9 protein-coding genes are annotated in these 15,871 nt (G+C 48.3%); 2 read left to right on the top strand and 7 right to left on the bottom strand.

Going from position 1 to position 15,871, the window contains the following annotated elements:
- Positions 1–46 precede the first annotated feature (46 nt).
- A complete protein-coding gene (locus LRP57_RS00595; RefSeq protein ID WP_231204040.1) occupies positions 47–4,444 on the bottom strand; it encodes a glycosyl hydrolase family 95 catalytic domain-containing protein in 4,398 nt (1,465 codons plus the stop codon).
- 266 nt (positions 4,445–4,710) lie between these two features.
- Positions 4,711–5,349, bottom strand: coding sequence for a uracil phosphoribosyltransferase (gene upp / locus LRP57_RS00600; protein WP_231204042.1), 639 nt, complete (start codon positions 5,347–5,349; stop codon positions 4,711–4,713).
- A gap of 107 nt (positions 5,350–5,456) precedes the next feature.
- Here upp and tadA point away from each other — a divergent pair, with 107 nt between their 5' ends.
- Positions 5,457–6,236: a tRNA adenosine(34) deaminase TadA gene (gene tadA, locus LRP57_RS00605; protein WP_231204575.1), complete on the top strand. Its 780-nt coding sequence runs from the start codon at positions 5,457–5,459 to the stop codon at positions 6,234–6,236.
- A 290-nt stretch (positions 6,237–6,526) separates the two neighbouring features.
- Positions 6,527–10,282 carry an alpha-L-fucosidase gene (locus tag LRP57_RS00610; protein ID WP_231204044.1) on the top strand — a complete coding sequence of 1,252 codons (3,756 nt, stop codon included), beginning with the start codon at positions 6,527–6,529 and terminating at the stop codon, positions 10,280–10,282.
- A gap of 183 nt (positions 10,283–10,465) precedes the next feature.
- Here the strand turns inward: LRP57_RS00610 and LRP57_RS00615 are convergent, their stop codons facing one another.
- The 5 genes from LRP57_RS00615 to LRP57_RS00635 form a co-directional block, all read right to left on the bottom strand.
- Positions 10,466–11,092 (bottom strand): KpsF/GutQ family sugar-phosphate isomerase, encoded by a 627-nt coding sequence (locus LRP57_RS00615; protein ID WP_231204047.1) that lies wholly within the window; start codon positions 11,090–11,092, stop codon positions 10,466–10,468.
- A gap of 88 nt (positions 11,093–11,180) precedes the next feature.
- Positions 11,181–12,170 carry an ABC transporter permease gene (locus LRP57_RS00620; RefSeq protein ID WP_231204049.1) on the bottom strand — a complete coding sequence of 330 codons (990 nt, stop codon included), beginning with the start codon at positions 12,168–12,170 and terminating at the stop codon, positions 11,181–11,183.
- Positions 12,170–13,180 carry an ABC transporter permease gene (locus tag LRP57_RS00625; RefSeq protein WP_231204051.1) on the bottom strand — a complete coding sequence of 337 codons (1,011 nt, stop codon included), beginning with the start codon at positions 13,178–13,180 and terminating at the stop codon, positions 12,170–12,172. Before LRP57_RS00625 ends, LRP57_RS00620 begins: the two co-directional genes overlap by 1 nt.
- The gene (locus LRP57_RS00630; protein ID WP_231204054.1) at positions 13,177–14,673 is read right to left on the bottom strand and encodes a sugar ABC transporter ATP-binding protein; all 1,497 of its coding nucleotides are present in this window, start codon (positions 14,671–14,673) and stop codon (positions 13,177–13,179) included. Before LRP57_RS00630 ends, LRP57_RS00625 begins: the two co-directional genes overlap by 4 nt.
- 153 nt (positions 14,674–14,826) lie before the next feature.
- Positions 14,827–15,864, bottom strand: coding sequence for a substrate-binding domain-containing protein (locus LRP57_RS00635; protein WP_231204057.1), 1,038 nt, complete (start codon positions 15,862–15,864; stop codon positions 14,827–14,829).
- Positions 15,865–15,871 lie beyond the last annotated feature (7 nt).

Below are 15,871 nucleotides of genomic sequence, written 5' to 3' on the forward strand. Positions count from 1 at the left end.
ACACTTTCTCTATGCCTTCAAGGTGCTTGTAGACCTGATAGGCGCTTTACGATTCACTGGATTTTTGTTCTTTGACTGCTCCATATCGTGTGATGGCTAATGACATGCTTGCACCGCATAAGGCAATGAAGCTTCCTATAATGAAGGCCCATGATGTTCCTGTCATCGCTAAGCGTGACAAAGGAGTTTTACGGATTGTTGTTGAGTGCGGGTCATTTGCTTTGTCTGTATTTCCCAAAGGCGTAGCAGAAGCATCTGACTGTGACGTATTTTCATCCCCGGACTCATCGGATTCAGGTGTTTCCGTTCTTACTGTTGGTTCGGTTACCTCACTTGTTTCCGGTGCTACTACTTCTACAACAGTCCTGCCACTGCGTCCGCTTACCACATCTGTTACCTCAATGTGGTGAGTGCCAATGGTGGTGTCAGCAGGGATCGTGATGTGTGCTGTGAGTGTGCCTTCACCAGATGCAGTGAATTCTCCTAAAAAGAGAGGATCCGAATGCAGGTGCAGTGTGGCTTGCCCTGATGGTGTAAGACCTTGAACAGATACTGTTTGCTCAGAACCCGGAGTGACCCTGTTATTTTCAACAGAAACAATCACATCATTATCTGCGTGAGGGGTAACGGATGGGAGAGGAGCGGTTCTCGTGGTTATTGTGGCTGCTTGAGAACGGTTTCCTGCGGCATCCACTGCCACGATCTGAAGCTCATATGTAGTTCCTGCTTCTAAATTGTCAATAACAATATGAGTATCAGCAGCATCCACCTTCATCGTGCGACCATCAACAGATATTTCATATTCGGTGACGGCCACGTTATCAGTGGAAGCAGCCCATGAAAGGTCAATGCTTGTCATTTCCGGATCCGCATTCAGTCCTTCAGGTATGGAAGGAGCTTGCGTGTCGGCAGCAATATGTTCTGCAAGGTTGGTGATATTGTCACGTAAGGCTGTCGCCGCTTCTGTCACAGCTTCCTGTGTATGTTCGTCACCATTGACCAAATCAACGGCACGACGCAAAGCTGTGCTGTACGCATTCCAAGCTTCAGGTTCGTATAGGCTTTCCTGTGGTTGCAAAGCGTCAACTCGTTCAAGCTGCTCATGTACTGGGCTTAAAGACACGCCAGGAATGATGACATCAAAGTAATCAAGTTCAGCTTTAACGTTCCCGTTGAGTGCCTTATTCCTCAAGGTAAGCGTATGTGTTCCTGCAGGTAAATTCGTAAAGCGAACAACGGGTACTTGATGTGCGTCATTTTGTTCATTCAGAGCAACGAGACGGCAGTTTTGATTTCCGTCAATACATGCTTCGTACTGGCCGTACGGGGTGTTGGAAGTTGCGCCGACGATGATTCCGGTGCCAGTAAATTCATAGGTGACACTTTGATCTGCTCTTTCAGTGAAATGCAGAGTGGAATTATGATTTCGATGGTCACTGTTCCATGTGCCCCAACCAGCAGAATAATGAATCGAACTATTCGCGTCATCGACTCGTTCTATTTGTTCACTACCAAGGAGAACACGTAGAGGGAGTGAACTGTTGAGTTTTGGATCTTCTGGGGAGGAAACTGTAATGGTGACTGATCCTTCACGAATACCTGTGACGATGCCATGTGCGTCCACTGTGGCAACAGATGTATCTGAGCTTTCCCATCGTAGGTCTTGTGGCGATTGAGAATGAAAATTCTTCATATTGGCCACTAGTAAGAGCGTGCCATTTTCTTTCCCGATGGTGGTAGCTCCAGTGTGAGAGGTCAGGTGCAGAGAAGGAATTTCACGGATCGTGTAGGTTTTTCCTGCTGTGGTGGGGAAAGAAATGTGCGAGGAATCATGAATGGTGGGGCGTAGGATTTGCCCTGATTCGTCCGTGATGGTGCTTTGAGCGGCACCGGGGAAAGAAAGAGTTGCTTCTTTCCCTTTACCGGAATGTAAAGAAAGCTCGCTGACTGCTTTCTTTTCCCATGTCATATCGACTGTGAAATCACCTCGTGTGCGCAGACCCGTAATATGCCCCTCAGCCCAAGCATCAGGTAAAGCAGGCAGGACATTCAGATAATTGACGTGCTTATTGCCTTGCGGGTCTGTGTATGTTGAGTTTGATTGCATGAGCATTTCGTTAACACCTGATGTGTACCCGAAGTTTCCATCAATCTGGAAGGGCGGGTGCGCGTCGAAAAGATTCGGGTAAATCCCGCTACGGAAAAGTGAACGAATGATAGCGTGCGCATGGTTTCCGTCGCCGGTGCGCGCCCATGCGTTGAGTCGTTGTGCGATACCCCAGCCAGTGGCGTTATCTGAGCGATCTGTGAGGGATACTTTTGCGGCATCCATAAATTCAGGGTTATCCACAGTGATGAGGTCACCGGGGAACAGGCCCAGCATATGTGAGAGGTGTCGGTGTTGTTTTTGGTAGCTGGGGATACGGTTTGTGTCATACCAGTGCCCGAGTTCACCTTCGTTGTACCATTCTTTAATTTGACCGCTGCTTCCTACGACAATGGGTTTAAGCAGTGATTGTGCGCATTCCCAAGAACGGTTTGCTTGATGAGTGAATTCGCCGCCATTGTCCCAGTTACGTGTCCATCCAGAGGTTGAACAGTTTTCTGTATTACCAACAAGTTCATCGTCAACGTTGAGGATACGTGCTGCTTCGATGGTGTCTTTGAAAAGTTGCCAGATCAGTGTTTGTTCGTAGGTATTTCCATCAGTGATAGGACCGTGTTCTGGCGAGTATGTGGGTGATGAGGCGAGTCGTTCTTCACCTTGCCCGTCGCGGGTTGGGTGCAAGAGCCGTTGGATATAGAACTGAGATTGTTCTTTTAAGAGTGGGTAGATCCTTTGGCGTAGTAAATCAGTGTCTTGTGAGTATTCGTAGGCTTCATAGAGGTTTTGTAGGATCCACGGTACGGCTGCTGGTGACCAGCCCCAAAAGAATGATGCTCCCGGTGTTGTCCAACCGTAGGGTGTGGTTTCTGTGTGAGCGAGGAAACCTGAACCGGGACTTGCGTCGGTTCCTGCGTAGATTCGTGCGGTTTCTCGTCCGGGTTGCACTAACGATTCAACGTATGTGAATAAGGGGAGTGCTGATTCGCTGAGGTGCGCAGAATAGGTGGGCCAGTAGTTCATCTGTAGGTTCACATTGATGTGGTAGTCCGAGGCCCAGGGGTTTGGTTCTCCGATGTCATCCGTGCCTCGTGCCCAAACGCCTTGCAGATTAGCTGGCAATTTGCTGTCTGAACGTGAAGAAGCAATGGTGAGGTAGCGTCCGTACTGGTAAAGCATGGTTTCAAGTGCGCGAGCTTGTTCTGCAGGTGCGGAGCCGTTGCGGTAATTGGCAAGTAGGACATCTGTTGCCGGCAATGATTGTGCTGATCCTAGGGAAAGGGAAAGACGATCAAAGAGCGCGTGGTGATCTTGTGTGTGCTCGCGTAGCACAGTATCCCAGCCTGCCTGTGCTGCAGTAGTGACCCGAGCTGATACTGACTGGTCCAGTTGATCGCTGTTTTGACCGTTGCGGTAGGAAGGGTACTCGTTGGAGAAATTTGTTCCGGCGGCAAGGTAAATGGTTGCTGTTTTTGCTCCCGAAACGCTCAGGGCTTCACCTTCGGAGCTGATAGTTCCGTTGTTGTCAGTGGTGACGAGGATTTGGGAGTTATAGAGAAGCCCGTTGTTATGCAAGGCTCCTTTTATGGTCATTTTGTTGCCATTGATGGTGGTGGTTTCGTTGTTTTTCTGTGAGTTGTGTGCCGTGGGGAATGTGAGTGCGAAGTTGAGTGCGCCGTCGCTGGATGCGTCAAGTTTGATGGCGATGACGTTATGCGGGTGTGAAGCCAGATATTGGCGAGTGTATGTTGTTCCCTCATGGGTGAAAGAAACAGAGGCTAGGCCATCGCTTAACGAAAGGTCACGGCGATAGTGTGTGTAGGTGGGGTTTTCGCCGAGTTTTTGATCGATGTAGAGGTTTCCTAGGCTTTGGTATCCACCGTGCTCATTCCTTTTGAAGCCGCCGACCAGTCGATTTTGTGCAAGATTACTTGCTTCAGCGGATCTGCCTTCTTCAAAGAGTTTTTGTATTTCCCGTAGGGAAGCACCGTTTTTACCACTGTTTTCATCATTTCCGCCGTTGTAATCTTGCGTGGTGCCGGGGCCGCCTGTCCATAGTGTTTTTTCGTTAATAACGAGGTGTTCTTTAGAGACTTCACCATAGATGGTGGCACCGAGGTCGCCGTTACCGATAGGCAGTGTGGTTTGTTGCCATTCTTCGTTGATGTTGCGCCTGTTGGCGTGCAGAAGTTGTGTGGCAGAGGCTGGCTGTTCGTACCACAGTGTTGTTGCGTCAGAGGTGGCCTCCTGTGAGGTTGCTGCTTGTGTTTGGGGACTGATAAGAATTGAAATAATGAGGGCTGCACTTGAGGTGAGTCCTAGGAGTCCTTGTAATTTCACAATGACACTTCCTTGTGTTGTGTGTTGAACAAGATTCCCCTAGTTTAACGAAGAAAAATTGTTGGTGTGTGCGATTGGAAATTAAGAGTAGGGGTTTATGTGGCTTATATGTGAAAGTGCAAATAAAGGTCATGCTATTTAATTTTCAATGAAATTTTCATGCTATTGACGCCACTTTCTGTGTCCATTAGTTTTTGAAAATGTGCCAGAAAAACCGTGTGGGGTCCTGCACTACGCAGGACCCCACACGCACAGGCATAGTCACATTAATCAATGACCCCGTATAAACGATCACCTGCATCCCCAAGGCCGGGAACAATGTAGGATTTTTCGTTGAGTTTTTCGTCAACAGCCGCCACAACCACATTCACATTGGCACGGTCACCAATAAATTTTTGAAGGGTTTCTATACCCTCAGGAGCCGCTAAAATACATACGCATGTGATGTCTTTTGCGCCGCGTTCAAACAGGTAATTCACAGCGGCAACCATGCTGTGTCCTGTTGCCAGCATGGGGTCCAAAATAAAGCATTGGCGACCAGATAGATCATCAGGTAAACGATTCGCATAGGTTTCAATTTGCAGTGTGTCCTCGTCGCGCTTCATACCAAGGAAACCAACTTCAGCGGTAGGAAGCAGTCGCGTCATACCTTCAAGCATTCCAAGGCCCGCACGTAATACAGGGACCACGATAGCGCGAGGCTCTGATAGTTTTTTCCCTACAGTCGGCGCAACAGGTGTGTTAATGGCCGTATCAACGACTGCAACATTACGAGTGGCCTCGTAAGCCAACAAGGTGACTAATTCATCAACAAGTTGACGGAAAGTGGCCGACGGGGTTTGACGATCACGTAAAACAGTGAGCTTATGATCGATTAAAGGATGATGAGCTACATGGAGATGCATGAGTCCACATTAGCGCTTTTTCTGCGTTTTGTGCGGATTGATGAACGTGATATCCGCATACGTGGGCGCAGTGCGGCACTCTTAGATACTCTTAGAGGGTGACAACGATGCAACGTTACCGTGAGGCAATGAGTCGGGCGCTTTTTTGTGCAAATAAAGCCCTAGAAACTGGTGATGTGCCGGTCGGGGCTGTAGTGATTGATTCGCTTGGCCGCGTTATTGGGCGTGGCTGGAATTGCCGTGAAGCAAATCATGATCCTTCTGCGCATGCTGAAATTATGGCTTTACGTGAAGCCGGTCAGCGTTTAGGGCGTTGGAACTTGGTGGGTTGTACTCTGGTGGTTACTTTAGAGCCATGCACAATGTGTGCAGGTGCGGCTTTATCTGCCCGTGTTGATCGTGTTGTTTTTGGTGCGTGGGATCCAAAGGCCGGAGCTGCTGGGTCTTTACGTGATGTTCTGCGCGATTCCCGTATGAATCATCGTGTGGAAGTGATTCCAGGTGTTTTGGCGAAGGAAGCGGCTTTGCAGTTACGCGCTTTCTTTGAAGTAAAACGAGGACAAAGTAGCCCGGCCTCGTACGACCTGCCTGTTCTTTCTGCCCCAAGGGTGTCACATATACATGAAACTGAGGATGAATATTCGCCTGAGTTACCTCCACAAGTAGCTGCCGCTCCACCGTTGAAAGTGCCGACTTTACGACAGAGTGGAAAACAGTCCTTGCCTGCTGTCTATGAAGGGCATCCTGTGTCTGAGGAGGCGGAGGTCGTGCGGCAACCATCCCCATTACCCAACGTGGATCGTGCTGTGCCCGAGGGGGAGGGGAGTGCTGAGCGTTCTTTGGAAAAGATTGTCGGTATTCCTGTGCGTCGACGTGTACGAAACTAACCCTACTTCGGGACAAGTTTTTATTCCCTTACTTTTCTGTGAGGATCCACAGATATGTTACTTTAAGATTTTATCTGTGTATCAATCTATTGCAAAGCATTTAGGACCTAAGGCGCAAAGAAAAATATTTTCTTGTGTTACTAAAATAAAGAATAATTCGTGAACCCCCACAGAAAAGCGCAACCGCATGTGCGCTTTCAGTCCGTCCTTTAGAGTAAGGGGATGCTTCAACGCTGAAGCATACAGACATAGCAGTCTGAAACAACTGAAATAATTCGAAAGGTCCCACCATGAGACGAACACGAATCATTGGGCTTTTCGCTGCAACGGCACTTGTTGTTACGGGAATTTTTGCTCAGCCTGTTTCCGCAATAGCAGACGAGCCAGAAACACCAAGCACTACGCCTGCTGGGGTTTCTGCCGTTGTTCCATATTCCACGGATCAACGCATAGCGCAGTGGCAAAGTCTTCAATTTGGCTTCTTTATGCACTGGGGTGTGTACTCCATGTATGAAGGAAAATACAAAGAAAAAGTGCAGCGCATAGGATATCCAGAACAAATTAAAGCATGGGAAAACATCCCCCGCGAAGAATATTTAGAAACCGCGTCACGTATGACTGCGGAAAAGTGGGACGCAGCGCATGTGTGTGCCACAGCAAAAGCTGCGGGGATGAAGTACGTCATGATTACAACGAAACACCATGACGGATTCGCCATGTGGGACACGAAAACCACAGACTATGACGTTGTTGACCAAACCGCTTTTGGACAGGACCCGATTCGGCAACTCGCAGACGAGTGCGCCAAAGTCGATATGAAACTTGCGTTCTACTACTCAATCATTGACTGGGAAAAACACGAGCCAGAACCCTACAGTAACGTGAACCCGATTACTGACGAACACCTGCAGTACAACCTACGTCAAATTGAAGAACTCATGACAAACTACGGGCCAATTGCTGAATTCTGGTTCGATATGGGCAAACCTACCCCCGCCCAATCACAGCAAATGGCCGACAAAGTCCGTTCCCTACAACCAAATACGACAGTGGTCAATTCGCGCGTATGGAACGATAAAGGCGATTTTGAAGTAGGCGGCGATAACTCCGTACCAACAGAATTTAGGATGGGACCATGGGAATCGATTCTCTCGATATTCCCTGCCTGCTGGAGCTACTGTTCAACATACAAAGCGAACCGTGCTGAAGCGAATGTGGTGCCAAAAACTAAAGAAGCAATTAACGGCCTTGTCACCGTTATCTCAGGCGGCGGACAGTACGCATTCAATATTGGCCCACGTGGTGATGGCTCTTTTGACCCATTCGACCAGAAAATTCTTGATAACTTGGCAGCATGGCGCACGCGACACCCAAATGCCATCGAAGGCGCGCACGCCACATGGTTCCCCATCCCGAATTGGGGACGCATCACAGCAAAAGACAGCTCCCTCTACCTATTCCCACGTAGCTGGTCAGATGGGTCAGAGGTATCCCTCTCAGGAATTGCTAATAAGGTTCAGTCAGTCACAATCGACGGAACAGACACACAATTACCATTCACACAGGATGGCACAACACTTCGAGTGACTTTACAAGGGGACAACCCCGACGAATTTGTTCCCGTCATAAAAGTACAGCTCGACGGTGCGCCGATGATGGTCCCAGAAAACACTGTCTACCTCAACAATGGGGAAGGAACTGCCGGAACGCAAAACGTAGTCGATCTGCGTTCTGCGAAAGGACACGCCCTTACTTCTGCTTACGATGTGTATGTTGCCGACCAGTCAGGAAAGACCTTCCGTAATGTTGACTTTGAGTTCAGCGTCCAAGGACGAGGACTAGGAGTATCTGACCAGTACATCCTGACATTTGGCGATCAAAGCATGACCGTAACAGGGGAAGAACTTTCCAGCGGAATCGTGGGCGGCTCTTTCACCTTGGAACCACGCCAAGTCAAACGCTTACGCATACGACCGGCAAACCCGGCATATTACGCAAACCCGATACCTTTCACCATTCGATCAGTGACAATCACTGCGAGGGAAAACGAACAGATCGGCGTGGCACCCACATTCAAGATGCAGCCAGAAGAAACTGTATCTGTACGTGTCGGACAAACAGCAACATTCTCAGCTGTTGCAACTGGTCGCCCAAGCCCCACATACCAGTGGTACAGGGTAGACACAGATGGTCAGGTAACAGCTATCGAAGATGAAATCTACAATAGCTATTCTTTTGAGCCAACACTTGAAGACAACGGAACAAAATTCCGCGTGGTAGCAAAGAACACGGTCGGTGAAGTAACCTCACATGATGCACTCCTGAACGTGCTTCCACCTTCACTGAACTTGGCTTTAGAAAAACCCGCTCGTCAAATCACGACAGGCTGGGGAGGCTTAGCTGAACGCGCCGTCGACGGAAACACGGATGGTGTATGGAATAACGGCTCCCTTTCTCATACCAGCGGTCGAGACGAAGACCCATGGTGGGAGGTTGACCTAGAGGACATGTACAAAGTGACCCATGTGGACGTGTTTAACCGCGCTCAAGAATTTACATGCCAGTCACGGACGATTCCCTGTTCTGATCGCTTAAAAGATTTCTATGTTGTGGCCTCACCAGAACCGCTCAACGACCTGCTTTCCGCGGAAGAAACATTGGCATTACCAAATGTGAAGGCAATTAAAGTAGACGGTGTTGGCGGTTATCCAAGTACCGTTGATTTTGGAGGTTTTGAAGCACGGTACATTCGCGTGATTTTGCCCGGACGAGAGGCTTTAGCGCTCGCAGAAGTTGAAGTCTATGGGAAAGCAACGCAGGAGGCTCCTGAAATTGCTCCTATCCAGGTAACTAGCGATACTGATGAAGGTTTCTCAAGCGATGGTGATGGTCAAAGTCGGACGGTGACCGCTCGCGTTGGAACTCGTGTGACCGCTACGACCCAGGTCATCGGAACACCAGAGCCTACATTGCAATGGCAGCGTTTGGATGCCGGCAGTGAAGAATGGACCGCAATTGAGGGCGCTCAAGATCTGACGTACACATTCACGATAACGGAAGCGGATGAAGGAGCGTTTATTCGCCTCGTCGCTGAAAACAGCGTAGACACCGTAGAATCACAGCTTGTTGAGTTGCATGCGACGGTGACGCCAACTATCAGCGCGATCAACGTAAAGAAAGCAGGCGAGGACACGTTACTTGCTCTGAGTGATAAAGAGGGCAGGAAAGAGGTAGTTACTCATCGGGGAACAAATCTCACGCTAGGGGTGCAGGCTACAGGAACTCCTGCTGTAACGTATCAGTGGCAAAAGGCTCAGCTTGATGCTCAAGGGCATGTAGGCGAATGGGCACCCATTGAAGGCGCTGTGTCACCTACCTATTCCTTGACAGCAGATGAGGATACGCAAGGTTATGTTTTGCGTGTTGTGGTATCGAATGCGGCAGGTGAAGCAGTCAGCGATGTTCTTCGTGTCGCACTTGAATCGCAGACCCCGCCACCAGCATCAGATACGGACCCTGCTGTTCCTATGCCGGGTGCAGGAACAGACCCTGTTCCGTCACCTGGCTCAGGCACAATAGTGCCTCCGAGCGGTCCTCGCGTGGTTTTAGGTAACGTTGAAGGGAATGCTGTAGCACGTCAAGGTGAAGTAACCTTTACTGCTTCTGGTTTTGCTGCCGGTGAGGATGTTACTTTCACGGTACATTCCACCCCAATAGTTTTGGGTACGGTTCCTGCGGATTCTTCAGGTGTTGCCATATACACGTGGCGTGTGCCGGCTGACTTTGAGTTGGGTACACACCATGTGATAAGTGAGGGTGCCTCTGGCCTGCGTACGCAAGCTTCTTTCGAGGTGATTCCCACGGCAGATCAGGAAGGTAAAGGGACGCTTCATGAACAAGAGATCATATCCCCGAAGCCCCAAAATAAGGGTGGAGGTTTGGCGCATACAGGCGTTGAATCACTGAGCCTTGTTACCCTTTCTGGGTTGGCTGCCTTTTCTTTGGGATTCGTGTGTGTTTCACGTCGCCGCAGGGATCTTCTGTGAGGCACTAAGGTGAGGAAACCTGGGCGCTCATCCGCTCAGCCGGAAACTTCGGCTTTCGGATTCCTCTCCCAATGAAATAGGGGTGTCCTTGTCTGTAGAACTTCTACGGACAAGGACACTTCTTTATGCAGCACAGGGTCGCAGACACTTGCTGTTGCGTGAGATGTTTTCAGAGTGACAGAACTAATGTGAGTCTGAGATCCGTTTCAGAGTTTTTTGGGTTTCTTTCCCTACTTTTCCACTGGGATGAAGGTAGAGGACCTCATCCCATGTGAAACCGCGTGACGTGCGAATATACATGGCCATCGCGTCACCCCACGCGCAATTCGACAAGGTTGAACCCATAGCTAAAACATTTTCGGGGTCACCAGACATAAAAGGAGTCACGCAGGTGATGTCTGAAAGACGTTCTAATGATGATTCGGAGTAACAAGTCAGCACAACAATGAAAGCCCCTCGATGTTTAGCACGTCGAACAAATTCTGATAATTCATCTGATTCGCCTCCCTTGGAAATTGCAATGACCAAATCTTTTTCTGTGACGACTCCGAGGCTGCCGTGAAGTCCATCAGCAGGATTTTGATATAGCGCAGGGGTGCCAGTGACGTTAAATAGATGAGCCATACGTCGTGCAACGGTTCCCGAAGTGCCTGAGCCACTACAGACAACTTTTCCTTCTAATTCTAAAATTTTATGAGCAATCTCCATAAAAGTGTCATTGAGACTCTCTGCAGTATTGGCTACATCCTGTGCTTCTCGTGCAATGAGCGCACGGCAAGCTTCAAGGGCAGTATTAGCTGAAGTATTCATGGTATTTTCCTTTCCACATGAAAGAGAAGTAAAAACGAAATAATGTTTTTGGCTAGGACATTCTTAAAAGAGCCTGACCTGAAATAAGTTAGGAATGTTTTCTACGCTGTGCTTCCCACCGGAAAATAAAGACTGATACAAGGATGAAACCTTGGATCATTTGATACACGTAAGGCGATACACCTAATGCATTCAAACCGGAAGAAATTATCTGGAGAATAACAGCGGCAATGGCTGCACCCCAGATCGCTATGCGCCCACCAAAAGGATTAACTCCACCTAATACCGCAATAGTGATCGCAAGCATAAGATATGAACCACCGTATCCTGCTGAAGCGGAAGCTGTGCGTGCAGCCATCAATATGCCGGCGCATGACGATAGAAGGCCGCACAGCATATACGTGCTTATAGTGGCAGAAATGCGAGAGATACCTGAATAATCTGTGGCCGTTGGATTTTCACCCAACATGAGCGCGCACAACCCAAAACGAGTGCGCCCCATGAATATGGCGATACATATGAGGATGATGAGGAAAAGCCAGAATAAGAATGGAATACCTGCCAAAGTGCCAACACCGAGAACATTAAGTTCAGGTGTGCCGCCGTATAGAGGTTTTCCTTTAGTGAGTGCGATGGCTAAGCCGAGGAAAAGCTGCTGGGTAGCAAGTGTGGCCAGAATAGGCGCAATACGAACCACCGATATTAATACGCCGTTCATTAAACCTGTAATAAGTCCGATAATCAGTGCGCACAACACAGAAATAGCGGTTGACACAAGAGAACTTAGCCCCGCCCCAGATAACACTTGCGTCATATGCATGACGCATAATGCTGATAGGTTAGCGACAGCTACTGTTGATAAATCAATACCAGCAGTCGTCATTGCTATAGAAATTGCTAAAGCCATCAGAGCTATTTCCGGTACCGCATAAGCGATGGAAGCTAAGTTCAATGCTGAGAAAAAAGTTTGTGGGGAAGCTAAAGAAAAACCGGTGGCTGTAATAAAAGCAACAAGGAATAAGCTAGTGGCATAGCTATTTTTCTTGAGGGTATGTTTAACTGACTGAAAGGACAGCATTATGCGTCAGCTCCTTCAAGTATGTGGGGGCGACGTACAGCAAGAAGTGCGGATCGTGCTTGTATGGCAACGCCGAGAAGGATAATGAGGCCTACAACAAAGCTTTGCCAATAAGAGGACACGCCAAGGCGAACCAAGGAATTTTGTGTCAAAGAAATTAAAAGAACACCGAGGACAGTCCCTCGAACAGAACCGCGTCCCCCTGAATCAAGTGCGCCACCGATGACAACAGCAGCAATAACATTCATTTCGGTGCCAACCAGCTCAAAAGGTGAAGCGTGGCGTGAAATCACCATATGTACTATGCCGCCAATGCCAGCTAGGAAACCTGCAAGCACGTAAACGCCTACTTGGATACGTGGTACCGAAATACCAATACGGCGAGCGGCCTCACGATCTGAACCAATAGCGTAAATTGAACGGCCAAAGGTTGTGCGACCGAGAAGAAAAGCAACTCCTAAGGCAATAAAAATTACTAAGAGTACAGTGATATTGACAGGGGAAACGCCAAGGCTAAAAGCGCTCGTTGTTCCTACGGAATCCAACAGAGGTGGTAATACCGATATGTATGCAGAGCCAATGCATGCTAAAAGTGCACCACGTATGATGACCTGCGTGCCTAAAGTAGCGACAAGGGTTTCAATTCGATACCGTGCTACTAACAGTGCATTGCATAACCCTAATATTGCTCCGATGAGTGCCGATGCAATAAAAGGCCATATGTGACCATCAAATCCCCATGAAGTCATAGCGGCGATCACTGTGTATCCTGAAAAAACGGCGATAGCGGTGAAAGAAACATCCATGCCGCCAGAAATCACGATTGGTAAAAGTCCTAAAGCTAGAGCCATGGTGACTACGCCTGAGCGAATAATGTCTGCAGCTAAAGCGAGACTTATTTGATCGGGAGCAATGATGCATATGGCAAGTAACATGAGGCAAATAACCAGAAAAAGAATACCTTCATTATTTCGTCCTCTGAATTGATGAATGTGTATTTTTCCCATCATGCGCGTAGCACCTCCTCGATATGATCGATGGTGATATTGGAATCAGAAATTTCGTGGGTGAGTAGTCCCTGACGAACAACAAGAATGCGATGGCAGACAGAAACTAATTCGGGCAGATCATCTGAAATCAATAAAATTGCCATTCCTTCTTGGGCTTTTTTACGCAAGATCTGCATAATTGCCGCTTTAGCGCCAATATCAACCCCAACAGTAGGACCATTCAAAATTAAAACTTTTGGATGGGTGGATAAACATTTTCCCAGCACTACTTTTTGTTGGTTACCGCCGGATAACGTGGACACTAGATCATCGGAGCTGCCAATTTTGATGGCAAGAGTATCGATAGCGTGGGTAACGATATTTTGTGCCTTTTCCCAGTGAATCCACCCAAGGAAACCTGACACGGTGGGGAGCGCAGAGGCAATAATATTGTGAACTATTGATTGGCCTAGGAATACGCCTTGTGTAAGTCGGTCTGGGGGAACATATGCGATTCCAGCTTTTAAGGCAGCCGAGGAAGATCGGAAAGAAACTTTCATACCATCGACACTGACCTGTCCATGATCGAGGTTGATTTTCCCGACGATTGCTTCAGCAATTTCACTACGACCGGAGCCTAAAAGTCCTGTGATTCCAACGATTTCACCGGCCCGCACGCAGAAATTTATATCTTTGAAAAGTCGCCGTGCACCTAGGTTGGTTACGGTGAGAATTTCGGGTGCATTTTCACAGATAGGTGTGACGTCGCGTTCTTCAGTAGTGACATATCCCAGAAGCGCTTCGGCTAGCCTGTGCGGGGTGAATTGATCTCTGGGAGCATCCGCTACGATTTCACCGTTTCGCATGACCACGATCCTGTCAGAAATTGAGAGGACCTCATCTGTTTTATGTGAAACGAAAACGATCGCTACTCCCTGTTGCTTTAATTTGTCGACAATGCTGAAAAGGGTACGTACTTCACGATGGGTGAGGGCTGTTGTAGGTTCATCCATGAAAAGCACACGCACATCACGGTTCAGTGCTCGAGCAATGGCAACGATTTGTCTGTCTGCAACAGAAAGGTCTTTTAATTCGGCATTAATATCTAAGACTATGCCGAGTCTTTTGAGTATATTTTTCGCTTTTTTGCGATCGCTACGCGGATTGGCACGCTTTTCTCCTTGAGCTACACGTTGACCGAAGCAAATATTTTCAGCGACGCTTAGATCAGGAAATACGGACATATCTTGAAAGATGACTTGGATACCATGATGGATAGCATCCAGTGGTTGCAGATAAGTTGCAGTGTGCTTGTTAATGTGTATTTCGCCGGAATCTGGATGTTCAACGCCAGCCAAAATTTTAATGAGCGTAGATTTTCCACATCCATTAGTTCCAGCAAGGCACATTACTTCTCCTGCTCGGATGTCGAGTGAGACCGAGCGTAAAGCTGTGACGCCGCCGAAAGTTTTCGTAATCTGATGAGCGCGTAGGACAGAGGTTGAAGTGTTCATTGTGTGTCCTGCCTCGGGTGGCCAGGAGTAATCTGACCACCCGCGTGTTGTTGTCAGGAAACGGGGGCATATTTACGCCCATGTGACTATGCATGATGTTGCAGAGATGTCTGGCGTAAAAGGTTGAATAGTATGCCCTCGTGTAGGGCTACCTCAGAATGGGTAGTCCTTTGTGTTTTCTTTGGTAATATCAATCCACGCATTCCCGTAGAATGTCGTGGTAGAGTTTTTGTCCTGTTTGATCTTGTTGTAGCCGGAGATACCTAAGTCTGCGCCGTCAGTGATCTGCTCACCATTGAGTATTTTTTGGACGGCTGCGAGCATAGCTTTTCCTTGAAGTGCAGGGTCCCATCCGGTGATGACATCTACTGAGCCATCTTCAATCAGTTTTCCAATAATTGCAGGGGTTGAAGTGCCGACAACACAGGTGCTGTTTTGTTTTCCTGCTTCTTGGATAGCACGTCCAATTCCTGCAATATCGGTTGAGGCCGAACCGATGAATCCTTTGATATCGGGGTAGCGGGCCAGGATTTCCTTGGTGCGTTGATATGCGGTTTCTTGAGATTCATCCGATGAGATAGGTTCGCCAATATTTGTCATATTTGGGTATGCGGATAGATGCGCGTTGGCTCCTTCGACCCACTCGTTATGGGATTTCACAGTCAGCGAGCCAACGAAGTGTGCGTATTGGCCGCTTTGATCCATACATTCAGCGAGTTTATCTAGTTGGTGTGCTCCGTAGTCTTGGTTAACGAAGGCTTCGATATCTGCGTCTACACCTTTCATTCCGGAAGCTTCACCTGTGACGATGATGATTCCAGCAGATTTAGCGCGGGCAATGACGTTTTCCAATGATTCAGGTGAATTGGGGATAATCGTCATGGCAGTGGGTTTTTGTGCGATTAGATCATTAATGATGGCGATCTGTTTTTCTTCGGAGGCGTCATCGCCTGCTGTCTGTGTCACGCTGATGCCGTGTTCGGCAGCGTACTCTTTGTTTCCAATATCCATCCGGTTGAACCAATCGCCACCTGATAGCTTCACAATATTCACGACCTGAGTGGAAGTATTTGAGGCAGTACTTCCTGACATAGGTGAACTGTTTCCTTGAGGCCCCTGTGGTGAGCAGGCACTCAATGCGAGTGTTGCCACTGCTGCTGCAATGAGAGTGGCGGTGTGATGTCGTGTCATGATTTTC

It is taken from the genome of Schaalia sp. lx-260, assembly GCF_021083645.1.
GTDB lineage: Bacteria > Actinomycetota > Actinomycetes > Actinomycetales > Actinomycetaceae > Pauljensenia.